General features: G+C 41.3%; 25 protein-coding genes and 6 tRNA genes. 22 read left to right on the top strand and 9 right to left on the bottom strand.

What is annotated here, in order from left to right; genetic code table 11:
• Positions 1 to 2: 2 nt before the first annotated feature.
• From frr to Q0274_RS08810, 3 genes are all read right to left on the bottom strand, one after another.
• On the bottom strand, positions 3 to 560 hold the full coding sequence (gene frr / locus Q0274_RS08800; RefSeq protein WP_298029015.1) for a ribosome recycling factor: 558 nt from the start codon (positions 558 to 560) through the stop codon (positions 3 to 5).
• Positions 561 to 661: 101 nt separating this feature from the next.
• Positions 662 to 1,183: a preprotein translocase subunit SecG gene (secG, locus tag Q0274_RS08805; protein ID WP_298029016.1), complete on the bottom strand. Its 522-nt coding sequence runs from the start codon at positions 1,181 to 1,183 to the stop codon at positions 662 to 664.
• 95 nt (positions 1,184 to 1,278) lie between these two features.
• The gene (locus Q0274_RS08810; protein ID WP_298029018.1) at positions 1,279 to 1,974 is read right to left on the bottom strand and encodes a Bax inhibitor-1/YccA family protein; all 696 of its coding nucleotides are present in this window, start codon (positions 1,972 to 1,974) and stop codon (positions 1,279 to 1,281) included.
• A gap of 131 nt (positions 1,975 to 2,105) precedes the next feature.
• Between Q0274_RS08810 and Q0274_RS08815 the strand changes: the two genes are divergently transcribed.
• The 4 genes from Q0274_RS08815 to Q0274_RS08830 are packed head-to-tail and all read left to right on the top strand — an operon-like array spanning position 2,106 to position 5,751.
• Positions 2,106 to 2,774: a carbonic anhydrase gene (locus Q0274_RS08815; RefSeq protein ID WP_298029020.1), complete on the top strand. Its 669-nt coding sequence runs from the start codon at positions 2,106 to 2,108 to the stop codon at positions 2,772 to 2,774.
• Positions 2,740 to 4,854, top strand: a complete 2,115-nt coding sequence (locus Q0274_RS08820; protein ID WP_298029022.1) for a mechanosensitive ion channel family protein — start codon at positions 2,740 to 2,742, stop codon at positions 4,852 to 4,854. The genes Q0274_RS08815 and Q0274_RS08820 overlap by 35 nt, the downstream gene beginning before the upstream one ends.
• A complete protein-coding gene (locus Q0274_RS08825) occupies positions 4,847 to 5,020 on the top strand; it encodes a hypothetical protein (protein ID WP_005870938.1) in 174 nt (57 codons plus the stop codon). Before Q0274_RS08820 ends, Q0274_RS08825 begins: the two co-directional genes overlap by 8 nt.
• A complete protein-coding gene (locus Q0274_RS08830) occupies positions 5,020 to 5,751 on the top strand; it encodes a superoxide dismutase (protein WP_298029024.1) in 732 nt (243 codons plus the stop codon). Before Q0274_RS08825 ends, Q0274_RS08830 begins: the two co-directional genes overlap by 1 nt.
• A gap of 1,268 nt (positions 5,752 to 7,019) precedes the next feature.
• On the opposite strand, the gene Q0274_RS08835 is transcribed toward Q0274_RS08830, so the two are convergent.
• The 5 genes from Q0274_RS08835 to Q0274_RS08855 form a co-directional block, all read right to left on the bottom strand.
• Positions 7,020 to 8,177, bottom strand: a complete 1,158-nt coding sequence (locus Q0274_RS08835; protein ID WP_298029026.1) for a toxin-antitoxin system YwqK family antitoxin — start codon at positions 8,175 to 8,177, stop codon at positions 7,020 to 7,022.
• A gap of 50 nt (positions 8,178 to 8,227) precedes the next feature.
• Complete coding sequence (locus tag Q0274_RS08840) at positions 8,228 to 9,646, bottom strand: hypothetical protein (protein ID WP_298029027.1); 1,419 nt, start codon at positions 9,644 to 9,646, stop codon at positions 8,228 to 8,230.
• Between the two features lie 99 nt (positions 9,647 to 9,745).
• Positions 9,746 to 10,252 (bottom strand): DNA-deoxyinosine glycosylase, encoded by a 507-nt coding sequence (locus Q0274_RS08845; RefSeq protein ID WP_298029028.1) that lies wholly within the window; start codon positions 10,250 to 10,252, stop codon positions 9,746 to 9,748.
• 340 nt (positions 10,253 to 10,592) lie between these two features.
• On the bottom strand, positions 10,593 to 11,804 hold the full coding sequence (locus tag Q0274_RS08850; protein ID WP_298029029.1) for a molybdopterin molybdotransferase MoeA: 1,212 nt from the start codon (positions 11,802 to 11,804) through the stop codon (positions 10,593 to 10,595).
• Positions 11,801 to 13,099: an MFS transporter gene (locus Q0274_RS08855; RefSeq protein WP_298029030.1), complete on the bottom strand. Its 1,299-nt coding sequence runs from the start codon at positions 13,097 to 13,099 to the stop codon at positions 11,801 to 11,803. Before Q0274_RS08855 ends, Q0274_RS08850 begins: the two co-directional genes overlap by 4 nt.
• Before the next feature lie 105 nt (positions 13,100 to 13,204).
• Between Q0274_RS08855 and Q0274_RS08860 the strand changes: the two genes are divergently transcribed.
• The 18 genes from Q0274_RS08860 (at position 13,205) to Q0274_RS08935 (ending at position 24,943) form a co-directional block, all read left to right on the top strand.
• Positions 13,205 to 13,834 carry a non-canonical purine NTP pyrophosphatase gene (locus tag Q0274_RS08860; protein WP_298029032.1) on the top strand — a complete coding sequence of 210 codons (630 nt, stop codon included), beginning with the start codon at positions 13,205 to 13,207 and terminating at the stop codon, positions 13,832 to 13,834.
• 74 nt (positions 13,835 to 13,908) lie between these two features.
• Positions 13,909 to 13,985 (top strand) — tRNA-Pro (locus Q0274_RS08865).
• Positions 13,986 to 13,990: 5 nt separating this feature from the next.
• Positions 13,991 to 14,067: transfer RNA gene (locus tag Q0274_RS08870), tRNA-His, on the top strand.
• A gap of 6 nt (positions 14,068 to 14,073) precedes the next feature.
• A tRNA-Arg gene (locus Q0274_RS08875) sits at positions 14,074 to 14,150 on the top strand.
• Positions 14,151 to 14,165: 15 nt separating this feature from the next.
• Positions 14,166 to 14,242: transfer RNA gene (locus Q0274_RS08880), tRNA-Arg, on the top strand.
• A gap of 49 nt (positions 14,243 to 14,291) precedes the next feature.
• Positions 14,292 to 14,376 (top strand) — tRNA-Leu (locus tag Q0274_RS08885).
• Positions 14,377 to 14,390: 14 nt separating this feature from the next.
• Positions 14,391 to 14,465, top strand: a tRNA-Asn gene (locus tag Q0274_RS08890).
• A 232-nt stretch (positions 14,466 to 14,697) separates the two neighbouring features.
• The gene (locus Q0274_RS08895) at positions 14,698 to 16,725 is read left to right on the top strand and encodes an ATP-binding protein (protein ID WP_298029034.1); all 2,028 of its coding nucleotides are present in this window, start codon (positions 14,698 to 14,700) and stop codon (positions 16,723 to 16,725) included.
• A gap of 100 nt (positions 16,726 to 16,825) precedes the next feature.
• A complete protein-coding gene (locus Q0274_RS08900; protein WP_298029035.1) occupies positions 16,826 to 18,178 on the top strand; it encodes a DUF262 domain-containing protein in 1,353 nt (450 codons plus the stop codon).
• Positions 18,156 to 19,862 (top strand): DUF262 domain-containing protein, encoded by a 1,707-nt coding sequence (locus Q0274_RS08905; RefSeq protein WP_298029036.1) that lies wholly within the window; start codon positions 18,156 to 18,158, stop codon positions 19,860 to 19,862. Before Q0274_RS08900 ends, Q0274_RS08905 begins: the two co-directional genes overlap by 23 nt.
• A gap of 2 nt (positions 19,863 to 19,864) precedes the next feature.
• The gene (locus tag Q0274_RS11130; protein WP_367271922.1) at positions 19,865 to 20,641 is read left to right on the top strand and encodes a hypothetical protein; all 777 of its coding nucleotides are present in this window, start codon (positions 19,865 to 19,867) and stop codon (positions 20,639 to 20,641) included.
• Positions 20,642 to 20,780: 139 nt separating this feature from the next.
• Positions 20,781 to 20,864, top strand: a complete 84-nt coding sequence (locus tag Q0274_RS11135; protein WP_367271924.1) for a hypothetical protein — start codon at positions 20,781 to 20,783, stop codon at positions 20,862 to 20,864.
• An 88-nt stretch (positions 20,865 to 20,952) separates the two neighbouring features.
• Positions 20,953 to 21,342, top strand: a complete 390-nt coding sequence (locus tag Q0274_RS11140) for a DUF2779 domain-containing protein (protein WP_367271923.1) — start codon at positions 20,953 to 20,955, stop codon at positions 21,340 to 21,342.
• A 55-nt stretch (positions 21,343 to 21,397) separates the two neighbouring features.
• Positions 21,398 to 22,606 carry a PD-(D/E)XK nuclease family protein gene (locus Q0274_RS08915; RefSeq protein ID WP_298029038.1) on the top strand — a complete coding sequence of 403 codons (1,209 nt, stop codon included), beginning with the start codon at positions 21,398 to 21,400 and terminating at the stop codon, positions 22,604 to 22,606.
• Positions 22,607 to 22,615: 9 nt separating this feature from the next.
• Positions 22,616 to 23,182, top strand: a complete 567-nt coding sequence (locus Q0274_RS08920) for a Sir2 family NAD-dependent protein deacetylase (RefSeq protein WP_298029040.1) — start codon at positions 22,616 to 22,618, stop codon at positions 23,180 to 23,182.
• On the top strand, positions 23,160 to 23,438 hold the full coding sequence (locus Q0274_RS08925) for a hypothetical protein (RefSeq protein ID WP_298029042.1): 279 nt from the start codon (positions 23,160 to 23,162) through the stop codon (positions 23,436 to 23,438). The genes Q0274_RS08920 and Q0274_RS08925 overlap by 23 nt, the downstream gene beginning before the upstream one ends.
• Positions 23,439 to 23,483: 45 nt before the next feature.
• Complete coding sequence (locus tag Q0274_RS08930; protein ID WP_298029044.1) at positions 23,484 to 24,407, top strand: WYL domain-containing protein; 924 nt, start codon at positions 23,484 to 23,486, stop codon at positions 24,405 to 24,407.
• On the top strand, positions 24,404 to 24,943 hold the full coding sequence (locus tag Q0274_RS08935) for a macro domain-containing protein (RefSeq protein WP_298029046.1): 540 nt from the start codon (positions 24,404 to 24,406) through the stop codon (positions 24,941 to 24,943). Before Q0274_RS08930 ends, Q0274_RS08935 begins: the two co-directional genes overlap by 4 nt.
• Positions 24,944 to 25,070: 127 nt before the next feature.
• Here Q0274_RS08935 and Q0274_RS08940 read toward each other — a convergent pair whose 3' ends face one another.
• Positions 25,071 to 25,628, bottom strand: a complete 558-nt coding sequence (locus Q0274_RS08940; protein WP_298029047.1) for a metallophosphoesterase — start codon at positions 25,626 to 25,628, stop codon at positions 25,071 to 25,073.
• Positions 25,629 to 25,882: the final 254 nt, after the last annotated feature.

Below are 25,882 nucleotides of genomic sequence, written 5' to 3' on the forward strand. Positions count from 1 at the left end.
GCTCAAACCTTCAAAAGCTCGGCTTCTTTGGCCTTGACTGCGTCGTCGATCTTGGCGGAGTAAGAGTCGGTGATCTTTTGTACCTCGTCATAGCCCTTTTTGGCGTCGTCTTCGGAGATCGCTTTGTCTTTTTCGAGCTTTTTAATCTCGTCGTTGGCGTCTTTGCGGACGTTGCGAATGCCGATTTTGGCCTTCTCGCCCATCGCTTTAGCCTTTTTGGCGTTTTCTTGGCGTTGCTCGACCGTCATCGGCGGGAAAAAGAGCTTCACGCTCTCGCCGTCATTAGTTGGGTTTACGCCGATATTCGCCGCTGCGATCGCGCTTTCGATCGTCTTTAGCATCGGTTTTTCCCACGGCGTGATCGAAATCGTTACCGCATCGGTCGAAAGGACGGTCGCGACCTGATTTAGCGGAGTTTGCGAGCCGTAATAATCCACGAAAATATGATCTAGGATCGCCACGCTTACCTTGCCGGTGCGTAGCGTCGTAAAGTCCTTTTTTAAAGCCTCGATAGCTCGATCGCCGTTTGCTCTTTGCTCTTTGTAGATAGCTTCTAGCATTCAAATCCTTTAAATAAAATTTGCGAAATTATAGCGTTAAAAAAATAAGAATAGCATTTAAAAGCGCGGATTTTGCGCTTTTAAATTTTAAAATTTAGAGTTTATTTAGTTGTGTTTTGATCTGCGGAAGCGGCGCTGGCATTGGTATCACTTGATGCTTGCGACCGAGCAGGCGCGCTAGCTGCGGCGGTATCGGTAGCAGGAGCTGCGGGTGCTTCGATCTTCGGAGCTGTTGAATTTACCTCGCTGCTATTTACAGGATTTGCTTCGGTGCTTGCCGGAGCGAAATTAGGCTTTGCGCTTGAAGCTGGGATGTATGGCACGCCAGGGACAGCGTTTGGCACGGATTTAGTAGCATTTGCTTCAATCTTTACGCGATCGACTACGGAAGATTTAGCATCTTGCTGATAGAAATATGCGAGCACAAGTGTATTTATCACGAATAGAATTCCCATCGCGGCGGTAAATTTAGCTAAAAATCCAGCCGGACCCTTCGCTCCAAATAAGCTTTCGTTGCTTCCGCTGTATGCGCCAAGCCCGATAGAAGAGCTCTTTTGCAGTAGAACGGAGATCGTAATTATCACGGCGAAGACGACTTGTAAAACCAAAAATAACGTAGTCACTATAAAAACCTTTTGAAAAAATTGAATTTGCGATTATAATAAAAGATTTATAAATTTTAAGTTAAGAGTGCACCGCACGAAGCGGTGCGTAAAATTTAGTCTCTGCTTGCGCCGAAAATTCTTAGCAGCGAAAGGAAGAGATTGTAGATGTTTAGATACATATCTACGGCAGCCATTATCGGTGAAGTGTAGGTGCCGTTGATGATGTTTTTAGTATCGTAGATGATATACATCGAAAAGATTAAAGCCGAAAAAGCTGAAATCGCTATATCAAGCACGGTGCTTTTGAAAAAGAAGTAGTTCAAAAGGCTTAGCACGATGATAGCCACAAGCGATACCAATAGCGGCTTGCCCCAAGAATCGAAATTTGTCTTTGTATTCATCGCATAAACGGTAAGAGCACCGAAAGTAATTGCCGTAGCCACAAACGCATGCGTTACTACGTCTCCCGCGCCTGCTGCGATATACATACCGATCAATCTACCTAGAGTAAGACCGGTAATAAAGGTAAATGCAAAAAGCAAAACTAGCGCAATCGTATTAGCGCCGCGATTTACAGCTGCTTGCATACCAAAGATCAGTCCCATTAAAACTACCAGATATAAAATCGGATGAAGAGCCAAGCTCACACCGAAACTCATCGCCACAAAAGCTCCTGCCGCCGCAGCTATCATCGAAGCGGTTAGAAGCGCGTAGGTTTGTTTGATAGTCTGAGAGATTCGTCCTTGTTCCAGTGATGCGTCCGATAGTTCATAGCCGTCCGCATAGTTTCGTCTGTCGTATAGACTCATATTTTTCTCCTTCTTTTGATTTATGAGCGGGGAGTTTAGCGAAAATTTGGTAAATATATCATTAAAAATTCCCAGAATTCTATCTATTTATGAAAGTAATATATAATTCCCGACTTTTTTAAGGAGAAAGTATGCCCAGCCAGTTAATAAATGGAGCTATTAAATTTATGGAAGAAAATTTTGCCGAGCATGCCGAGCTTTTCGGAAGTCTGGCAAATCATCAAAAGCCCCACACGCTTTTTATCGGCTGCTCCGACTCGCGCGTGGTGCCAAGCCTAATTACTTCGACGCTTCCAGGAGAGCTTTTCGTCGTGCGAAATATCGCAAACGTCGTTCCTCCATACCGCATTAGCGAGGAATTTTTAGCGACTACCTCGGCGATTGAATACGCGCTATATTCGCTAAATATCAAAAATATCATCGTTTGCGGACACAGCAACTGCGGTGGCTGCGCGGCGCTGTTTTATGACGTAAAAAAGCTCGAAAAAATTCCAAACGTAAGGCGCTGGCTAAATTTAATGCAGCCCGTAAAAGACGAGGTCGAAAAGCTCAAAGATCTCGGCACCGACAAGCGTGAGTGGATCACCGAGAGATTAAATATTATAAATTCTATGCAAAATTTACTTAGCTTTCCTGGCATCAAAGACGCCTACAAAAACGGCGAGATTAAAATTTACGGCTGGCACTACGTCATCGAAACGGGCGAGCTATTCAACTACGACGACGAAGGCGCACATTTTACGCTATTAAATAAGGGAATGGATTATGAAAAAATCTATAATCAGCTTTTTAACGATTAGTCTTTTTAGCGCCGCCTTAGCGTTTGCAGACCTCAACACGACCGGCGAGGGAAGCTTTGTAGAGACGAATTCTTCTACTCCAGAGACAAATCTTACTTTAGAAAACAATAAAACCGAGATCAAAAAGGAAGTCGCTAAAATTTTATCCAAATCGCTCGGCGCGGAAGATGGCAATAAAACCGAAGTAATAAATATGATCGCAGAAAAGGTCGCCAAAACGGAGACTTCGCAGAAAAAAACTCCTAACGGCGAGACGCTTATCTCTGTAATCAAAGAGATTAAAAAGCTAAATTTGCAGCGCAGCTCCCTGCTTAACGGCGGCGATGCCAACGCGAGCAAAAACGAGCTGGACGCCATCGATCGCAATAAAGCTAAGCTCTTTGATCGCCTACCTTTTGCGATTACGCAGCAGGATATGGATATCGAAAGCATAATGTCATATGCGCAAAATAAAAAGAACATCCAAACTACGCTCAAAAAATACGCCAAAAAGCAGAGCTCTCCCGAATACGTAAATGCAAGCGCGGATTTGGAAAAAATGGAGATGGCAGAGATCTTTTATACTTCACTTATGAAAATTGAGGATATGTTTGTAAACGGCGCAAGCAGAAGCGCGCTTGAAAGCGAGCTGAGTAGCACGCTACTAAATATCCAAACTAGGGATTTTAGCAAACTTAATGATTTGAAAAATAATCTAAGCAGTCAAGAGCAGATAGACGCCTTAGAGTCTAAAATCAACGATTTGAAAAACGACAAACAGACCTACGACGAGGTGCTTACGTATCTGTCGCGAAATAGCGATCTGCTCGCAAGCAGCGTGGTTTTTACGAGCTTAAATTTTAAATCGGTGATCGATTATATCAACGATAAAATTCCGTTTAAGCTCAGCCACGTAAATTTCGGCAAGCTCATTTTAATCACGCTGATTACGCTATTTTTCTACTCGCTTCGCAGACTACTTGCCAACATCATCTATTTCGTATTTAAATTCTTTAATAAAAGCTTTTCGCTAGATAGCGAAACTCTAAAAACGCAAGTAGTAGGCATCATAAAGCGTCCGATGGGTATTTTGCTGATCGCTTATTCGGTCGATATCTGTCTTAGTATATTTTATTATCCGGCGCCTGTGCCGATAAAATTTGCAAATTTATTCTCGATCGTTTACGTGGTGCTTTGGGCATGGCTCATCATCGAGATCATCGATGGTTACGGTATTATCGTGCTTGGAAACATTACGAAAAAAGGCGTCAGAAAAGACATCATAAATCTAGTCGTTAAAATTCTATATGTCATCGTAATCATCATCGCCGCGCTTTTGGTGCTAAAGCGCCTAGGCTTTGACATCTCAGCACTTATGGCATCTCTTGGAATCGGCGGACTTGCGATCGCGTTTGCGACCAAGGACATCATCGCGAATTTCTTCTCATCCGTGATGCTATTGTTTGATAACTCGTTCTCGCAAGGTGATTGGGTCGTATTAGGCGACATAGAAGGAAACGTCGTAGAAACAGGCTTTAGAAAGACAACAATCAGAACCTTTGACAACGCTCTTGTTTTTGTGCCGAATTCCAACATAATGGCGCAAAATATCAAAAACTGGAGCCGCAGGAAGGTAGGACGGAATTTAAAGCTTACCGTAGGCGTCGAATACGGCGCGAGCACGGCTCAACTTCGAAAGTGCGTAAACGACATCAAAGAGATGCTAAAATCTCACCCGGGCATCGCTCAATCTGCCGATACAGCGCTAAATTCTAAAGATTTTCGTATGCGCTATAGGCAAAACATGGTCTCTATTGACGATTTAGCGGGCTATAAAAGCACCATGTTCGTGGCGCTAGATAGCTTTGGCGATTCGTCCATTAATATTTTAGTTTACTGCTTCACAAAAACCGTAATATGGGCAAATTTTATCCAAACCAAAGAGGATGTTTTATTTAAAATAATGGAGATCGTGGAGCAAAACGGACTATCGTTTGCCTTCCCATCGCAGAGCATTTATATCGAAAATATCCCGGAAATAGCAAGCGAATGCGTAAAATCAAAAGTAAATTCCAACGACAAAGGAGAGCAAAATGGCTGATTTCGATGATTTCGAAGACGAAGAGTTCGATGAGGACGAATACGAGGACGATGATCTAATCGGAGGCGACGAGAGTTACAACTACAACTACGACGAGGATGATTACAGCTACGAAGACGACGACGGTTTCAACGATTATAGCGATTTGGACAGCGAGGATTATTAGTGTTTAGATCCAGGGCGCTGCCTTTTGATCCGCGCGCGAATAAAATCGCGAGCTTGCAAAGCTTAAAATTTCATCACGGCGGACTTTACGAGGACTATGTCTCCGCCTTAAATCGAGACATTGCGAATACGCCGATACAAAACGCGGATCTTTTTACGATCATCACGCAGTCGTTTAAGCAGGCTCGCGGAGAGGAGTGCGAGTTTTCGCAAATTTCAAAGCTTTATCAAATTTGCCTAGGTTTTAGCCGTATTTTTAACAATGCCTCTGAAATTTACAACCACGATTTTTACTTCGACTGTATCGCGCAGCCAAGCGAGCCTAGCGGCGAGCTCGCGGACGCTTTAACGCAGGCTTTCGGCGGGATAGAAAATTTTAAAAACGAGTTTTTAAAGCGCGCGATGGGGCTTTTTGGCAGCGGCTGGTGCTGGCTCGTGTGCGATGAGCGCGGCGTAAATTTAGAAATCATCACGACGCAAAACGCGGATACGCCGATCGCACGCGGCAAAATTCCGCTTTTAGCCTGCGATCTTTGGGAGCACGCTTACTACATAGACTATCAAAATGCGCGCAAATCCTACGTGGAGAGCTTCTTGCGCTTTGCGGACTTTGGCTTTGCAAGCGACGCCTACTTTCAGGCGAAAAAGCAAGGGCTTGACTCCGTGAAGCTCTACATCAGCGAGCTTCACCCCGCCGCATCTTCGCGCTGCGATTGCGGCTGCTGCGGCTAGATTTGGACTTTCGCCATGCAGCCTTTAAAGCCGTGAAATTTCTAGGCTTGCTATCTCGTCGTGTGCTAAATTTATAAGCATTTTCACCTTTCGGCGCCGTATTTTATCCTACAAATACTGCGTCGCGTAGCCCCAGGGTTGCTGTGAATATTTCTAGCTCGCTATCTCGCCGTATGCTAAATTTGCGCAAATTTTGATTTTTAGCCCATTTGGTACCTGCGTATTGAAATTTAACGCTACGAGTGAGTATCTTGCAAAATTTTAAAGTTACAAATAAGCCCATGAAATTTTCATACCGAAATAAGCAGCGCATTCTTTGCTTCCGTAATTATATAGGGAGACGCTCTCTGCCTCCCTGCCTTGTTCACCCATGCCCTATTCGTAAAATTTTGTTTAGTAAGGCGGTCAGCAAATTTTAAAATATCAGCTAGATTAAATTTGCTGCATTAAAGGCAGGGCGTGGCGGGTTTAAAATTTACGCCTAAATAGCACGGCTTGCGGATCGCGGGTTAAATTTAGCGAAAATCGATCGTCGAATTTACCCTTTCGGCGGTTGAAATTTCAGTGCCGTTTCGGCTTGAAATTCAGCTTTAAATTTTAAAAATTTGCGCCTCGCCAAAGCTACTCGTTACGCGGAAAAGACAAGCCGCATCGAAACCAAGCTATGCCGCGTCAGGCGATACATGCGCGCTATGTGTGCCAAAATACAGCGTGGGATTTTAACCGCATCAGCTCAAATTACGCGGCGAGCTGCGCTGTGCGGGACTTCGTTAATTAAAGCGCCGAGCCGTATTCGCGCGCCGCATAAAGCTGCTCGGTGTAGAATTTTACTCGTTTAAACGCAGCACATCGCTTCACAAACATAAAATTAGTCCGTTAAGGCGGCACTAGTCGCGCGGCATGCACGCCAAACCAAAAGTGCAAACCACGTTCGCTTAAATCCAAAGTCATACTCAATAAAATCCAAAGCCGCACTCACTCGAAACGTAAAGTTGCGCCTATTTAAAGCGTATAGCCACGCTCAATCAAAATTTGTCCGAAACGCGAAGTCGAGATTAATCGAAACACGAAATCGTGTCTATTTAAAGTATAGAGCTACGCCTAATAAAATTAAAAACCGCCCTCCCTCAAGACACGAAACCGTTCCGCTCAAAAATATTGCGCCTGCAAAACGTAAAGCCGCGTCTGCTTAAAATTCAAACCTTATTTCAAATTTTAAGCCCACTCAAAGCCTCAAACCCGCTTAAAATTTTAAAATTTAGCCCGCTTTACTCCCTCGCTAGTCCGTTTTTATCGGATTTATCGCTGATTAGATTGCCCGCTTCGTCGTATTTTTTAGCGCGCACGAGCCTGCCGCGCTCAAACTCGCCCTCGGCTTCGAGCTTGCCGTCTGCGTAGTAGTGCTTCGCCGCCCCCGTCTCCAGGCCATCCTTGAATGTAACCCTAGCCTTGAGCGCGCCGTTTTCGTGATATGTTTCATAAAGCCCGTGTTTGCGCCCGTCTCTGAACATCACCTTCGCCGCAAGCGCACCGTTTGCGTAGTACTGCCGCGCTTCGCCCGTTTGCCTACCGCGCTCAAACTCGTATTCGCCCTGCAGCGCGCCGCCCCCGTAGTATTCGCGCACGGCGCCGTCGCGCTCGCCGTCTTTGAAATTTTCGACTACGCGCGTCTTGCCGTTCTCGTAAAACAACTTCCAAACGCCCTGTTTGCGGTCATCCTTGTATGTACCCGTCTGCCTTAGTGCGCCGTTAGCGTGATACCATCTCTCTATGCCTTGCCTCTTGCCCCCTTTATAGCTTCGCTCCCCGCGCACTTTGCCGCTTTTGTAATAATCCACGTCCTTGCCGTTTCGCAGCCCGCCCTTATACGGATGGCGCGCGCTTACTTCGCCGCTTTCGTAGTAGTCGGTGAAAACGCCCTCGCGCCTATCCGCTTTATACGCGCCCTGCTGCTTTAGTTTGCCGCTTCCTTGATAATACAGCTTGTAAAAACCTTCGCGCTTGCCGGCCTTGTATTCGCTCTGCGATCTCAGCTCGCCGCCGTCCGCGTAGTAGCTCTTCGCGACGCCGTCGTACAGGCCGCCCTTTAGCGGATATTCGTTTGAGGGTTTATCTCTGCCGTCAAAGTAATCGCGCTGAAGCACCGCGGTGCCGTCCTTTACGTCGATCTCGCGAATTAGCGTGGGCGGCAGCGGCTTTGCTCTGGGATAGACGACGCCCATAAAATTTACGTCGTAGAGATCCTCGGCGCTGTAATGCAGCACCTTGAGCGTTCCGCTGTAGGGCTTGTCCGCTACGAAATACAGACCGTTTTTTAGGACCGGCTCGGGTTGCATTACGATTTTTGGCTCCAGGGCTTGCGCGCCCAGCGCCAAAAGCGGAAGCAGAAGCAGGAGCTTTAATGCGCTTATATTTAAAAATTTCACAACTTTAGCCTTATATTTTATAAATTACTGCCAATTAAAGCTATTTTGAATTAATTTTTATTCTTTTGCTTTATCAAATCAATCAACCATTCTGGTAGTTGCTTCATTTTGGTTATAATTCCATCACAGTCTATAAATTTATCAGAGCTTTTTGATTTATCTAAAAAATCACTTGGATTTTTAGAAATAATATTAATTGTGGAAGCCATTAATTCTTTTAGTAATTCCGGATTAGTTTCATTTAGATTAGATATTTGCTCTTTATAGCTAGCATAGGAACTCGCAACCGCAACCTTATGAGCATATTCTTGTTCTAACCTCATGGCTTCTTTACGTCTATTTGAGCAAAAGATGGCAAGCCAGACAAAAGGTAAAGCCATGGTTATTTTTGAAAAAAATCCAAAAATCATAATGTAAATTTTATCACCAGGTATTATGGATACATTATAAGTTTTATTTACTCCGTCTTGTATTTGGGATAGTTCTGTAATTACTGCGCTAATATCCTTATTTAAAATTTCATTTACACCAATAAAAGTCCATATGGCAACAGCAGCTATCGCAATTATGCTTAAAATAAACCCAATATCCCACCTTCTAATAGTTTTGCTAATTGCATCTCCTTGTTGCTTATATGAAGATGATAAGCTTGCATTTGTAGCCTTTTCATTTAAATCTTTAATGATTTTATCGTATTCATCGAAGCGTTGTTTCATGGTATTTTCATATTCATCTAAATCTTCAAACATACTATCAAGTTTTTGCTCCAGGCCTCCACTGCGAACATTATCATTTAGTTCACCGAAAATCTTTATATGAAATTTTCCTATTTCTTCTAATTTTTGCGAATTTTCGATAATTTTTTCTTTAGTTACTTCCAGATCCTGGGTTATCTTATTTCTTGCATTTTCTATTTCTTGCTGTATTGATATATCTTTATTTTCTTGTTTAACTACCAAATTGGTTCTAAAATTTTCTATCTCATTAAAGTATCCATAAATTTTATCTTTTTGTTGTAGAAATTCGTCATTAGCAATGCTAAATTTTTGTATAGTACTTTCGGTATTCGCTATTTTATTTTTTATTTCATCCAATTTTAAATCGTCTAGCGATGTCTTTATGGCCTCATTGTATCCCGCAATCATTTCCATAATGGTTGATTCTGCTTGATTTTTTGGAATATATATGGTTGAATATTTAGCTAATATTATTAAGGCATTGTCTACAATGGTAGTCAAATGCCCCATGCTTCTATTCCAATTGACAAAGCAGTTTTGAAATTCTCCGAAAAAAGCATTAGGCAGTAGATTTTCATCCAATAAATTTACATAGCTTTCTATATAAATTAACGCTTCTTTATTTCTGGCGAATTCCTGTGTTTCGTTTTCTGATATAGATTTAATATCTAATGTATTAACCGCTTCTTTTAACTGCTCGAAACTATTTAAAGAATTACTGATTTTTGACATTTATTTTCCTTGTGATAATTAGTTATACCTAAGATTTTAGCACCATTTTAATTATACATTTCTTTTAGGCCCTATACAAACTTAATAAATTTGCCAAATTTAAGTCATTTTTAATATATTCGCAACGATCGTCCACTCGCGCGCTAGCCTTTCAAAGCTAAAATTCGCGTTTGCCGGGCTAGTCGAGGGTAGCTTGACGGGCTCTTTGCCCGTTGCGTTTAAAATTTGAGTTTTTAGATATTTTTCGCAGATTTCGTGCGCCTTGCCGCCGTTTGCGAATACCTGCACGATGCGTGCGCCGCTAAAGATCGGTTCTAAATTTGCAGGCACGACGGCGGTCATTTTGGCGTCGCTCGAGCCCTTTATCTCGCAGCAGATCGCCGCGTCGTAGACGGCGATGCCGCGGGCGAGTAGGAATTTTATCTTTTCGTCCATGCTTGCAGGCAGCGGCGCGTTTAAAATTCGCGCCAGCACCCGCCAGAAGCGATTTTGCGGATTTGCGTAGTAAAAGCCCAGCTTGCGAGAGGGGGCGGAGGGAAAGGAACCGAGGATTAAAATTTTAGAATTTTGATCGAAAATCGGCTTAAAAGGGTGAGTTTGGCTCATTTTACATCCGCTTTGTATTCGCCAAAAACGCCCGCCGGAGCGCTATAAAATTTATCTTTCATTTTTACTTTATCTCTCGCAAATACCCGAATTTCGCCCGCGAAGCAGCTTGGGGCTGAAATTGCGCGGTAGCAAAAATTTGGCGCACTCGCTGTATAGCGGCGCGCGGTAAAAATTCTAATGAGCCTACCGTGGCGTGCGATTTGGGTTTAAATTCCAACTTTTTAAACCTCGAAGCCGAACTTCGCAGCCAAATTTAACGCCTCGCAGCGGCAAAATTTTAACCCTCGCGGCAGTTAAATTCCGTCTGCCCTCGCAACTGTCTCCGAACCGCTGCGCCCTAAATTTTAGGTACCGAGATCACGCGCACGAGCTCGCCTTTTTTGAGCTCTTTGACCTCTAGCGGCGCGACGAGCAGGACGCTATCGTCGTCTAAATTGTTCAAAATCGCGCTGGAACCCTGCTTTTTGCTTTGTAGGCTAACAAAAAGCCGCCCCTCTCTGTTTTGCAAGAGCGCAGGCATAAACTCTAGCCACGGCGTCTTTTTTACGTAGTCGTGATCTAGGATCGCGCTAAATTCCGTATTTTCGCGCACGCCGAAGGATTTTTGCAAATATACGCGCAGAAACAAAATGCACGTAATGAGCGCCGAGAGCGGGAAGCCCGGGAATGCGAAGATATATTTTTCGCCGGTTTTAGCTACGCGCACGTGGCGGCCCGGTTTGATCGCCGCACCTTTTACGATGAGCTCAAATTTTGATTGTAGCGTGCTTTGCACGAAGTCGTAGTCTCCGACGCTCACTCCGCCGCTGGTTAGAAGTATGTCGGCGCTCTGTAAAGCCGATAAGATCGCGCCTTCCAGCTCTTTTTCGTCATCGCGTACTAGAGGCATTATCATCGCTTCGCAGCCCAGCTGCGTTACTAAATTTGCAAGCGCGATGTGGTTGGAGCTGTAAATTTGAGCGTCGTTTTCGAGCTTTTCGCCGAGATCCTTTATCTCGCTGCCGGTGGCAAGGATCGCTACTTTTGGGCGGACGAATACGCTTATGTGAAATAGCCCTAGCTCGGCTAGCAGCGCGATCTGCGAAAAGCCGAGCTTCGTGCCGCTACGAAGCAAAAGCTCGCCCTCGCGGTAGCTCTCGCCCGCCGCGCGCACGGCAAAGCCTGCGGGAACGGGCTTTGTGACGATGATCTCGCTGCCTTGCACCTGCACGTTTTCGATCGGCAGAAGCGTGTCGCTACCCTCGCACATGAGCCCGCCGGTGAAGGTTTTGACGCACTCGCCCGCCTTTGCCGCGGCGCCAGGCATCTTGCCTGCAGGCGTCGTGCCGACGATCTTAAATTTCGCCCCCTCGCTCAGATTCGCGCCCTTTAGCGCGTAGCCGTCCATCGCGGCGGTCGGGCGGCGCGGAGTGCTAAAGGGTGCCGCGACGTCGGTAGCTAAAATACGCCCCAGCGCCTGCGTGATCGCGACTTTTTCGATACGCGAAGACTTTTGCACCGTGTTTGCGAAGCGCTCCATCGCGCTTTCAAATTTTTCAAATTCCATCATTTGCCTCCTACGATTTTATAAATTTGATCTTCATTTATCAGTTTCGAGTTAAATTTCACAACGAGTTCGCCATCGGTCTCGTAAATTTCAATAATGCCCTTGACGCCCTGTAGTGCGGAAAAATCGCCGCCTTTAGAAAAGTATAAATTCTTAAAAAGTTTCGGATCGATCAGCCTAGAAAGTAGCACAAGCCAGATTACGCCCAAAACCGCGACGCCAATGCCTAGCGCTTCGATGCCGATTTTGCCGAAAAGTGCACCGCCACATAGCCCACCCAAAAAACTGCCAAAAAATCCGAACGAATTAAAAATCCCAAGCGCGGCGCCTTTTTGAGCGACTTTGGCAAATTTGGACGCAAGGCTTTGCATAATGGGCTCATGCGCGTTAAATCCCACGAAAAAGAGCATTACGCCCACCACGAAAGCGCTCGCCCCGCTAGCAAACGCAAAAATCAAATACGAAGCGATGAAAAAGCAGATGCCGATAAGTAGAATTTGCTTAGCTAGTGCGCGTTTTTCGCCTAAAGCGCCGCTCGCACCCATCGCAGTAAAGCCGAATATTGCGCCTAGAGCATAAATTTTAGTCAAATCACTTTTGGAAAGTCCGAATTTTTGCACGAGCAAAATTGGAATTAGAAAAAACGCTGCCGTCATGAAAGCTTTTTGAAAAAAATTCGTTAAATTCATAAGCATTAAATTTTTATCGCTCAAAAGTGAGCCGAGCGGGACCTTTTGGCGCAGGGAGCGGATATGCGGTTCGGTAGGTACTACGAAAAAAAGTAGTACCAAACATAAAAGCGTAAGCGCTGAACTTAGATGAAATAGGCTGGCAAGTCCAAATTTGGCGCTTAAAAGCGGACTTAAAATCATTGCTACGCCAAAGCTCACGCCTATCATTGCGCCCATTACCGCCATCGCCTTACCGCGCTCTTCCTCTCGCGTAAAATCGCTAATTAGTGCGGTAGCTACGGCTCCTACGGCACCGCAGCCTTGCAAAAAGCGCCCAAAAATCATCGTATAAATACTCTCACTCGCCGCGCAAACGCAAGCGCCCACGATAAAAAGCGCCAGCCCTATAGCAAGGGTTTTCTTGCGCCCGATCTTATCGCTTAGCACTCCAAATGGCGTTTGCAAAATCACTTGCATAATCGCATAAATTCCAAAAAGTAGCCCCACTAGACTTTCGTTTGCGCCGTGTAAGCTCAATGCATACAGGCTAAGCACGGGCAGCAAAATAAATAATCCAAAAAACCTCGTAGCGATGATAAAACTGAGCGGAAGGACGCTTTTTAGCATAATCTTAGACCTCAAATAATATGAAATTTGCGCCGATTATAGCCAAAAATCGTAACGAATTCTTTGATTTTGGGTAAAATGGCGGCTTAAATTTAAGGAGCGAGGATGAAAATTTTACTTGCGACGAGCAACAAAAATAAAGTAAAAGAGATAAAAGAATTCTTCACGGGATACGACGTGTGTGCGCTCGGCGAGGTGCTGGATCCTTTTGAGATCGACGAATGCGGCACAAGCTTTAAACAAAACGCGCTTATCAAAGTTCGCGCAGTGCGTGAGGCGCTAAAAAGTAAAAATTTGCAGAGCGAATTTTTTGTATTAAGCGACGATAGCGGTATCTGCGTGGACGCACTGAGCGGGGCCCCGGGGATATTTTCGGCGCGCTTTAGTGGAGCGGGCGCAACGGATGCAAGCAATCGCGAGAAATTAGCAAGCGAGCTAGAAGCTTTAAATTTAGATTCCTCGCCCGCGCATTACACGGCGGCGATCGCGCTAAAATGCGATCTGGGCGAGTTTTGCACGCACAGCTTCATGCACGGCACGGCGATCTGCGAAGAGCGCGGTCACAACGGCTTCGGATACGATTTTATGTTTATTCCGCGTGGGTTTGACCGCACAATCGGAGAGCTGCCCGCTGAGGTGAAATTTAAAATTTCGCACCGTACGAAGGGGCTGGCGCTGATACAAATTTTATTGAAAAATTTAGAAAAACAGATGCGACTTGCTAAATTTCATTAAATTTAAAGCCGTAAAAAGCGTAATTTAAGAAAAAATATATATAATACGCTTTTTATTCAATCCACGAAAATCTACGGAGCGTAGCGCAGGCTGGTAGCGCATCTGGTTTGGGACCAGAGGGTCGAAGGTTCGAATCCTTTCGCTCCGACCATTGTGGTGAGTTTAGCTCAGTAGGTTAGAGCATCAGATTGTGGTCCTGAGGGTCGTGGGTTCGATTCCCACAACTCACCCCACTTTATGCGCTCGTAGCTCAATTGGATAGAGCAACAGACTTCGGATCTGTAGGTTGAAGGTTCGACTCCTTTCGAGCGTACCACTGATTTGATATTTTGCGCTCATAGCTCAGTTGGATAGAGCAACGGCCTTCTAAGCCGTAGGCCAGAGGTTCGAATCCTCTTGGGCGTACCATATTAAGCTCATATTAAGAGCTTTTTGGCTAATATGCGCTTTCTTTTTTGCGGATGTGGTGAAATTGGCAGACACACCAGACTTAGGATCTGGCGCCTCACGGCATGAAGGTTCAAGTCCTTTCATCCGCACCATCCATTCTACGCGTTCCGGATTAGCTCAGCGGTAGAGTAGGCGGCTGTTAACCGCTTGGTCGCTGGTTCGAATCCAGCATCCGGAGCCACCTAAATTCCTTAATCCTTAATTACTAAAATATAAAGTCCCAGAGTAAAATGCTTTTTATCTATGACATTCTGCTAAAAATAAATTATCTAAAACGCAAGCTGTATTAAAAACTCGTTTGCGCTGCAAAAATGATATAAAATTCACATACAAAACATATATTTACATTAATGTGGACATAAATCCGTCCTCTTTACATAGTAAAATACCTCCAAATAAACAAGGAGGCACTAATGAAGAACAGAAATTTATTCGTAGATAGCGAGATATATGACCTTGCCAGTCTTTGGATACTCAGAGCGATATTTTGTGCTGGAGGACAAAGAGAATTTATAAAATCCGAATATGGCAACCTTTTAGAATTTTTGGAGATTAATTCAAACGAGCCAACCCAGCAAGATATTAAAACCCTAAAAGATAAACTTGCTGTTCTTGAGAAAAGCAAAATTTCATGCGAGTTAAAAGAGCTCGAATATAATTTAAATTTGCTTCAAGCAAATTTAGGTTTAAACGATACCGAAAAGGCTATTTTGAGGTTCGTCGCGATTATGTTTAATTACGAAATCGTTTCGGACGCTTGCGAGCTGACAGAAAATTTAAACGATAGGCAGGCTGCAAAAGCCATATCTCAGATATTAAATTTAAACTTTATTGACGTGCAAAAAGCTTTTAAAAAAGATGGAATTTTTGCTAAAACTTCACTTATAAAATTAGATATCTACGGACGCAATTTAAGATCAAAAATTGACGTGATAAATAACGACTTCATAGGCGCTTTATTTGTTAAATGCGAAAGCATAGACGAAATTTTCGCAAGCACCATAAAACCTTGTAGCAATACAAATTTAACTCTTAAGAATTATGCTCATATTAAAGATGATACGCAAATTTTAATCTCTTTTTTAAAAAATGCTATCCGCAAAAGACAAAAAGGCGTAAACGTACTTTTATACGGCCCTGCAGGTACAGGCAAGACCGAGCTTAGCAAGGTTTTAGCAAAAGAATTAAATTTAAAGCTTTATGAGGTTGCTTATGGAGACGAAAGCGGATACGATAATGAAGCCCAAAGAATAAAATCTTATTGCCTCGCGCAAAATATCTTGCAAGCAGGTTCAAATTTGCTGATGTATGATGAGGCCGAGGATGTATTTAACATAAATAACGATGAGAAAAGGCAATACGGCAAAGCCTTTATAAATAGAGCTCTTGAAACCAACGAAGTACCCACTATTTGGATTACAAATAATATTTATAGCATGGACGAGGCCGTCATTAGACGTTTTAATCTAGCCATAAAGCTTGGAGTGCCTAATAAAAACGTAAGAGCGAGGATCATCAAAGAATATAGCGCAAATTTGATAGATAATAAGCTAATCAATAAACTTGCAAAAAATAAATTTATTGCGCCCGCAATCGTTAGCAACGCAAGCTTAGTCGTTTCAAGCTTAAGTCTAAGAGATAAAAACAAGGCTTTTGAGCGCGTGATAAGCAACACTTTAAAAGCACAAGGCTACGGCGCGCTAGAAAAGGACAAGAAAAAAGAGAGATTAAAAGATGATCTGCCTAGTAGCTATGATCCAAATTTCGTAAACTCAAGCTGCGACCTAAACGAGCTAATGCAGGGCATAAAAGAGAGCAAAAGCGCTAGGATTTGCCTTTACGGAGTACCAGGGACCGGAAAGAGCGCCTATGCTAAATTTATCGCCAAAAGTCTAAGAAAGCCAATAATCATCAAAAAAGGAAGCGAGCTTTTATCTATGTGGGTCGGCGGAACCGAGAAAAATATAGCCGAGGCTTTTAAAGAGGCTGGTAGCAAAAAAGCAGTGCTCGTATTTGATGAAGTCGATAGCTTTTTACAAGATAGAAGCCTAGCTGCTAGAAGCTGGGAGGTAACTCAAGTAAATGAAATGCTAGTGCAGATGGAGAGCTTTAGCGGCATCTTTATCGCTACGACGAATTTGATCGATAATCTCGATAAAGCAAGTCTTAGAAGATTTGATTTAAAGCTTGAGTTCGGATATTTATTGCCAAATCAAGCATTAAATTTATTCAAAAAGGAGTGCGCATCACTAAGGATAAAATTTGACGAAAACCTAGCTGCAAGAATTTCGGATTTAAGCTTTTTGGCGCCAGGAGATTTTGCGAGCGTGCGAAGACAGGCTAAATTTAAAAGGGTTAAAAACAGTGATGATTTTTATGAGAGATTGGAACGGGAGGTCGCGCTAAAGAATGAAAAGAAAGTAAAAAGGATAGGGTTTTAGCAACACAACTAGCGGAATTAAAATGGTATCATTTTTATTTAAAGGATAAAAATTTTAGACTTTTTATGGTAAAATTTTAAAAGATTTAAGGAGAAATACTATGACAAATGACGACAATGAGCAGAATAATTACATTTTAAGTGCAGATGACATACTAAGTAGCGCAAATTATCAAATCCCATACTACCAACGCCCATATGTATGGAGTGAGGATTTGGCCTTAGGACTACTTTCAAGCATTAAAAGATCGTTTAAAAATGGAGGCTCTAATGAAATTTTACTAGGGCACATAATTTTGCATAAGGAAGCACATGAAAACAAAGAATTAATTAACAATATAGTCGATGGGCAGCAACGTATAACTACACTAGCCATTATTCTAAAAGCCCTGGGTGATAATGATGTGCCTTTTTTAGATAATAAGTTAAATATCTTATCGCATAAGGCTTTGAAAAGAAATTTCGATCTCTTGAAAGCGGAGTGCGACAATATAAAAGACAAAGAAAAATTTATAAGTTACATAAAGAATAGAGTCGAATTTACATATATAAAGATAGGAAATTTAGACGAAGCATTTTTATACTTTGATACGCACAATACCAGTGGTAGAGCTCTTAGCGAAACGGACTTACTCAAAAACCACCACCTAATGTTTATGGACGAGACAAAATCAAAGCAACTAATGCTTCACTACGCTAAAAAATGGAATGAGTATTCTTTATACGACATTAATACATCTTGGTTTTTGAGAGAAAATTTGATATTCCGCACATTAAGAAGCGCACTATATATAAGACGAACTAAAACTGACGCTTTTAATCCATATAGAACTTTTGGTTATTATGGTGCAGATGAAGAGTGGTATAAGTTTAATTATTCTATTTTTGAGGAATTTAAAAACCACTTTGATGAGAAAATCAAAATTTACAAAAGCAATATATCGCTCACGGATGATATTCTTGGAGGGGCGAGCTTTTTTGAATATGTTTTTCGGTATTGCGATATTTTAAAATACATTGAAAGTAATTTCATATATTTTAATGAATATTTTACGGGATGTAGTTATCTAAATCATGCTTGCCACGTAGTTTTGCTATTTATTGCCGACAAGTTTAGTATCGAGGCATTAGACGAGGTTGCGAATTTAGTGTTTTTAAATATATTTGGCGTCGCCTGCGGATATGATAGAATTTCTGGTGATAGTCCGCGGATAATAGTTCAACGGCTTTTGCAGCTTACTGATACCTCAAGCACATTGGAAACGCTGAAAGTAAAAATAGAAAAAGAGCTAAAAACTAATGCAGAAATATCGAAGATTTTGCCCAAAAATCGAGAAAAGCATTATAATAGGATAAAGGACAAGACAAAGTACACCAGGGACTACATGGCCGATAATTCTTTTAATATTATAAATTTTGAAGGAGAAGAAGATGGAAGAAGCAAAAGCAAATAATCGTACTATACACAGCATAAAGAGTTATAAATTTGAAATACCTTTTTACCAAAGGGCGTATTCTTGGAGAAAGCAGGATATTGAAAAACTAATAAGCGATATAAACGGCAAAGAAGGGCACTATCTCGGCAATATCGTAGTTAAGAAGAATGATGATAAATTTATCGTCATAGATGGACAGCAAAGACTTACTACTATTTATATTATTTTTATGGCTTTAGGAGTAAAAGAAAAACCGTTTGAACTAAGCTATGAAATAGATAGTAGCGATGGCGAAAAACTAAAAAACTTTAACGTAAATGAACGCAAATATGTAAATAGACAAATTTTAGATGCCATCCTTTTTGCTAGCAACAATGAAATTTTGTGCAAAGATAATTTCGAAAAGAATATAAATTCGGCTATTTTTACGATGACTATTATCCCAGAAAATGTCAAAGCTACTGAGTATTTTGAACTAGTTAACACAAAAAGCATTCAGCTTGAAAATCATCAAGTTTTAAAGGCTAGATTTTTAAGTAATATTAAAGATAACTATGCAGACGTAGCAAGAAAATGGGATATGATCTCAAATATGGACGAAAAATATAAAGACCAAATTTTAGAAAGCAATCAAGCAGATTTACCCATCGAACCTAAAACAATAAGAGAACTTTTGGAATCAGATTTCAATCGCAAAGAAGAAAAGCAAGCCGAAATAAATTCTGATACAAAAAGCTTAGTAAAATTCCCGGTGTTTTTACTTCTAGTTTTGAAGGTGTTTGTTGCCAAAAACGGCTTGAATGTGGATTCTGAGAATAAGGTGGACCCTAATAATAAGATTATCATAGACAAAGATAAACTTTTGGGAGAATTTGAAAAAGTTTTTAGGGAAAAGATAAATTTGCACTATGAGTTTATTGCTTTCTTGGAAAGTATGCGTAAAAAATTTGATGAATTCGTCTATAGGGATGACGAGATGAAAAACAAAATTTTGCTAAATTTGCAAAGGTTATTTTACTATACTAGCGAATACGATAAGCCTGAATTTATCGCCGCACTTTTGGCCTTCTTAGACAAAAACTCGCTAGATGCGTGTAACGATAAAAATACACAAAAGGCTATTAAATTTCTCGAACAATTGGATAATGAACTAGCAAAGAGCGCTTTAAAAAACAATGAATCTCGTAAAATAGTAGAAACTATAAATGACGTTATAGGAAAAATTTATAAAGGCGAAAGTCTGGAAACGCCGGTACTTGAAAAAATCGACTCTAAATTTTTAGATACTGGAACAGCAGTACCGCACTATTGGTTCTATAGGCTAGAATACCTACTTTGGCGAGATTTTAATAATTTAAGCGTTTGTAATATTTGCTCAGATGATATAAAAAAGGTATTTCCTAAATTTAATAGAGATGAATACCTAATCAAACCCCAAGACACGGTAGAGCATATGTGGGCAACAAATTTGCAAGAAAATAACAAAGCACTAGATGATTTTGGGAATTTGGCCTTAATAAGAAAGGATTTTAATTCTAGTTTAAGCGATTATGATTTTGGTGAGAAGTTAAAAATGATAAAGGAAAGCCCAAATTCGAGTATAAAAATGCTAATATTTTACGCATCGCAAAAGGGATACGATAAGGATATGATCGGCAGACTCGGCGATGAAATGAAGAAAATTCTTTTTCAGGGCATATGAAAATGCCCCTCTCCAAATCCCTCTATATCCGCGGTCTTCAGTGTGAAAAGAGCTTGTGGCTTAAAAAGAAAAAGCCTGAAGTTTTGCAAGCCCCGGGTGAGAATGCGCAGGCGGTATTTGATACCGGAACATCAGTAGGCGAGCTAGCCTGTGAGCTATTTAGCAGTGGAGAAAGGATAGAATTTAGCGGCGATTTTGACGCACAAATAGCAAAAATAAAAGAGCTTATCAAGCGCGGCACAAGGGTGATCTACGAGGCCACTTTTTGCTTTGACGGCGTCCTTGTGATGGTTGATATCCTTCGCATAGGCGTGGATGGGATTATCATCAACGAAGTAAAGAGCTCGACCGCGCTCAAGGACGTATATATCGACGATGCGGCCATTCAGTATTACGTGCTTAGCTCGCTTGGCTACGAGGTGAGCCGCGTAAATATAATTCACATCGATAGCACCTACACAAGAGACGAAACGCTAGAGCTTGAAAAGCTATTTTGCGTGCAGGACATAACCGAGCAAGTGAAGCAAAAGCAGCGAGATATTCCTAAAATTTTAAATAAATTTGATGAGATTTTAAGCCAAAATAATGAGCCAAGCATTGATATCGGTCCTCATTGCACAAGCCCTTATCCCTGCGATGCTCGGGAGTACTGCTGGCATAAGCAGCGAGCTATCCCGGAGTATAGTATCTTTGACATATCTCGCCTAAGAAGCGATAAGAAATTTGAGCTTTATGGAAGTGGCGTGATTAAATTTAACAATATAAAAAGATCTAAGTAAATTTAACGCCTCTCAGCAAATCCAAATAAAATCAGAAATCTCGCAAGAACAGATCATAGACAAAGATGCAATAAAAGAGTTTTTGGATACGCTCCGCTATCCGCTCTACCACCTTGACTTCGGGACCTTTCAGCAGGCAGTGCCGCAGTTTGTAGGGCTTAGGCCTTACGAGCAGATACCTTTTCGGTTTCAATCCACAAAGATGACGGCAAGGGAAATTTAGAGTATTTCGAGTTTTTAGCCGAGGCTGGCGCCGATCCTAGATACGAGCTAGCGCTGAATTTAATCAATTTATCCCGCAGGACGCCTGCGTGCTAGCCTACAACATGAGCTTTGAAAAAGGAGTGATAAGACGCCTGGCCGAAGCTTATCCGCAAATCTCAAACGAGCTTATGGCTATCCACGACAATATAAAAGACCTTATGGCACCCTTTGCAAGCAAAAGCTACTATCATCCGAAAATGAAAGGTAGCTACTCCATAAAATACGTCTTGCCAGCACTCGTACCCGAATTAGAATTGGCGTATAAGGATTTAAATTTAATCCATCACGGAGGCGAAGCTATGCAAGCATACGCCGCTATGACTTTTATGAAAGAAACAGAGCGCGAAGCCTATAAGCAAGCTCTGCTAGAATACTGTAAGCTCGATACGCTAGCGATGGTTAAGGTTTTAGAAAAACTTTATGGGGCTGTGCGATAAGACAAAAAATGCTAGTTTGTCTGCTACAATGCTTTAAAATTTTAAAGGAGGAGATATGGATATAGAGAAATTTGAATCTATGCTAAAGCAAATCAAAGTCTTAAGCGATAAGCTAGAAGTGAAAAAGCTGCGCGGCAATAATGACTACAATCTATTTTTGGCGCTTTTTGATGCTAGCGACGAAGTGCGGTTGCACTCGCGCTTTATCTGCTCGCTGCTTGATCCGAACTCGCCGCATTATCAAAAAGAGTTATTTTTGGAGCTTTTTATAAAAGCATGTGGGCTAGAGGATTTTGGGCTAAATTCGCAAATCGCAAAAGTCTATAAAGAATATGAGAATATCGATATATACATGACCGACGGCACGAAGCATATTATTTTAGAAAATAAAATTTATGCCGGCGATCAAGAGGCTCAGATTAAAAGATATATAAAAACTATCCAACAAGAAAACGGCAATGAAGCTGAAATTTACGTGCTGTTTTTATCACCGCAAGGGCGCAAACCTAGCGACTATAGCTTGGATGGACTAAAAATCAAAGACGGCAGAATTTCAAACGAAAAGGGCGTTGAAATTGCTAAATTTAAGGCGATTTCATACGACAAAGAGATAACTGCGTGGCTTGATCTATGCCTTGATGAAACGCGGAATTTAACGAATTTATCAATCGTTATATCGCAATATAAAAACGTTATTGAAAAAATTTACGGAAAATATAAAGGAGTGCAGATGGATGCAAATGAGATTAGCAAGATAATACTCGAAAACTATGATATAGTTGAGGAGATAAAAAATAAGTATTTCGATATAGCCAGTTCGAATAAACTTAATGAATTTATGTCAAACGTAAAGACTGAACTTGAAAAAAGATTATCGCAAGAATGGCACGTTGATATAAGAGCGGCTGATACAATTAGGTATTTTGCGCCCATAATTTTCTATAAGTATAGTTGGGGCGATAAAGAAGTTATGAATCTTAGATTAGAATTTGATAGTAGAAATTTTTTAAATCCATATATTGGGCTTAAATATGATAATAAGAATGGAACCAACAATGAGCGTATAAAAGATATACAAGCTAAATTTTCTCTTACCGAGTGGAAAATAGGCACAACATTTGCAAGGTGGAAATGGCTTAAAAAGGATCAGTTTTTAAGAGAAATAATCGTGAATAAATATAGTGAGACGGAACTAGTCAATGAGCTAATAAAAATGAAAAATGAACTAGAGCCGCTAGCCGATGAAATTGCAAAGCTAATTTAGGCGCAAGTTATGCAAGATATGATCTCCCGCGTAAAAGAGATCATTGCAAACGCCGATGCCGTCATCATCACAGCAGGAGCAGGCATGGGCGTAGATAGCGGATTGCCTGATTTTAGAGGCGATCTTGGCTTTTGGAAAGCCTATCCGCCTTTAAAAGATAAAAATTTAAGCTTTACAGAAATGGCAAATCCGCAGTGGTTTTTTAGCAGCCCTGAGCTAGCCTGGGCGTTTTACGGACACAGGCTAAAGCTATATAACGTAACCCGGCCTCACGAGGGCTTTACGCTACTAAAAGACCTTTGCGAAGCAAAATGCGGCAACTACTTTATCTACACTTCAAACGTCGACGGGCATTTTGAAAAGGCGGGATTTGACAAGGATAAAATTTACGAGATCCACGGCTCCATCCATCACGCGCAGTGTATCCATAGCGATGACGGAAATATATGGAATATGGACGAAAATAATGTCGAAGTGGATGAGGATAGATTTAATCGCTACGAAGATGCCCGTTTGCCCAGAGTGCGGCTGCGTAAGCCGCCCAAATATCCTTATGTTTTACGATCACGAATTTAATCACAAAAGAGCTTGGGCGCAGCGTAAAAAGTACGATGCGTGGCTTAGCCATAATATGAACTCCAAAATAGCCATAATCGAGATCGGAGCAGGTCTTGCGGTGCCTACGATCAGGATTTACGGAGAAAGGATGGCAAAAAGATTTAAGCGCGCCCATCTAATCCGCATAAATCCGCTAGATACTCACGTAAGCGCATATAGAGGTATGGCGATAAAGGCAGGTGGGCTTGAAGGATTAATAGCAATCCTTGGCTGATATTATCCCTTTATTTTTAGATAAAATAATATAAAAGGAGCCTAGATGCAAAAACCACAAAAAATAATCCCGCAATCCGGTAGCAACAAATACGAACGCATAAACGAAATAGCTGCCTTAATTAGCAGAAAACCCCATTCCATCTCCGAGCTCGCGGAAAAATTCGGAGTTTGCACCAAAACTATCCAAAGAGATCTTTACGAGGTGCTAGCGAAAAATGGAGCTGTAAGAAACGGCAGGATGTGGAGCATAGATAAAACTAAAATCAAAGATGGCTTAGATCAGGAAGAGCGCACCGTCATAAATATCCTCGACAACATCTCAAAAACCATGGGCGCAAATTTCTACTCAAAGGCCCACGTTTTGCTAGAACAGATCACAAACCGGCTAAATCATCCGATTTTAACAAATATAAGCAGCGAAAAATTAAGTGAAGATGACTTTATAAATTTCGAATTGCTTGAAAACGCTATCAAAGAGAGAAGCTTGGTGCAGTGCGAATACGCCGGTTTTAAATTTAAGATAAAACCACTAAAACTAGCGATGTTTGACGGATTTTGGTATTTGCTATTTTTAGATACGAATAAAAACGATACCTTTAAGAAATTCCACTTAAAAAGTATCGCAAATATTAGAATTCTTGAGGAAAAATTTAAATTAGACGCCACGATAGAGGAGAGGATTAAAAATATAAACTCCGCCTGGGCAACGCTAGATAAGCCAAATACCGCCAGAGCACTTTTAGCTCCGCAGATAAAGAAATATTTCGAGAGAAAACCCTACGCTAAGCAGAGCATAACAGGACTTGATGCCGATGGCTCGGTCGTAATCGATATAGAATTTACTAATTTAATGGAGATAAAGCCGCTTATTTACTACTTCATTCCGTTTATCAAAGTGCTAGAACCAAAGGAATTAGCCGATACGATAAAAGATGAGATAGAAAAGTATTTAGAAGAGATAAAATGAAAATTTCATATAAAATAAAGATAAAATTTGGCGATTTATTGGACGCACAAGCGGATTATCTGATAAATCCTTCAAATACGGCGATGCTGCTTGGCAGCGGTGTGTCTATGGCTTTTAAGAGGCATTGCGGTGAGGCGCTAGAAAAATACATGCAAGAACAACTAAAAATAAGAGAGATAAGGCAAGGTGACGTCGTCAAAACCGCCTCAAATCACGCAAACTTTCCATTCGTATTACATGCAGCCATTATGAATTACACCGATAGATCAAAGCCTAAAAAGCCGAGCTTAGCTACTATCGCGCAAATTTTAAATAATTTGCAAGAAATAATCTTACAAGATCAAAGCAAATATATAAAAATAGCTCTGCCTCTGATGGGATGCGGAGCGGGTGGACTAGATAAGCGCGAGGTAGTTAGCGAATATAAACGCTTTTTCAAACAAAATTTAGACGCAGAAAAAGAATGCGAAGTAGAAATTTACGGATTTAGTGAAAGTGATTTTAGATTATTGAAAGAAATTATGACAAAAAGCTAAATTTGCTTGCTTGGCTGCAGATATAAGGCGTGCTACCGATATGCGAGTAGAGCCGCGAAATACAATTAGTTTATCGCGCTAAATTATATTTTATAGAATTCAGCTGCTAAAATTTTATAAATTTAACTCAAATTTCTAAAATATTAAGCTTCAGACTTGAATTATAAATCGTGCAATCGCCGATTTTATCGACATCTAAAAGCGGATTATGCACGTGTCCGCAAAGGATTATTTTTGCTTTTAAAAGCCCGTACTTCAGCGCTCTAAAAAGTTCTTTATCGCCAAAATCTCTGCCGCGCTCTATGGATGTTTGCATATGTGCGGGCGGAATATGCGTAAGCAGCACGTCGCACTCTGCAAAATCCAAAATATCCGCGCAGAGATAAGGGGCGCAGCCAAATTTAATACCCTCAAGCGTCTTAATATCGCCATCCGCATAAATATTAGACGCTCGTATCCAAGAAACGTCGCCAGACTCACTCACGTCATGATTTCCGCTACATACAAAGATAGGCTTTTTAAAATTTTCTAACCACCGCTTCACCCACGCTTTTTGTCCTATGATATCTTTTTGGTTTGTGTCTATCAGATCGCCGCTTATGCAACAAATGTCAAATTCTAAGCTTAAAATTCGATCAAATTTAGCTTTATCGAAATGCAGATCACTCGTATGTAGAATTTTCATAACGTTTTTGGACTACCGCTTTTATATAATTTAGAAACCTTGCTCGCTAACGATTTTAACTTCTCTTTCATTACTTATCCGTTTTTTGTAATTCCGCGCATTATATCTGAATTTAAGTAGCCATATTCCCGTTATAAGTGAAATTGAAGCAATTTATAAAATTTAAAATTCTCATTTTGTAAATAAATTTGATAAAATTTAGCCATTTATTGATTATAATCAATTTTTTTGCCTAAATAAAATCTTAAAATTAC

The organism is uncultured Campylobacter sp., from assembly GCF_937973075.1.
GTDB lineage: Bacteria > Campylobacterota > Campylobacteria > Campylobacterales > Campylobacteraceae > Campylobacter_B.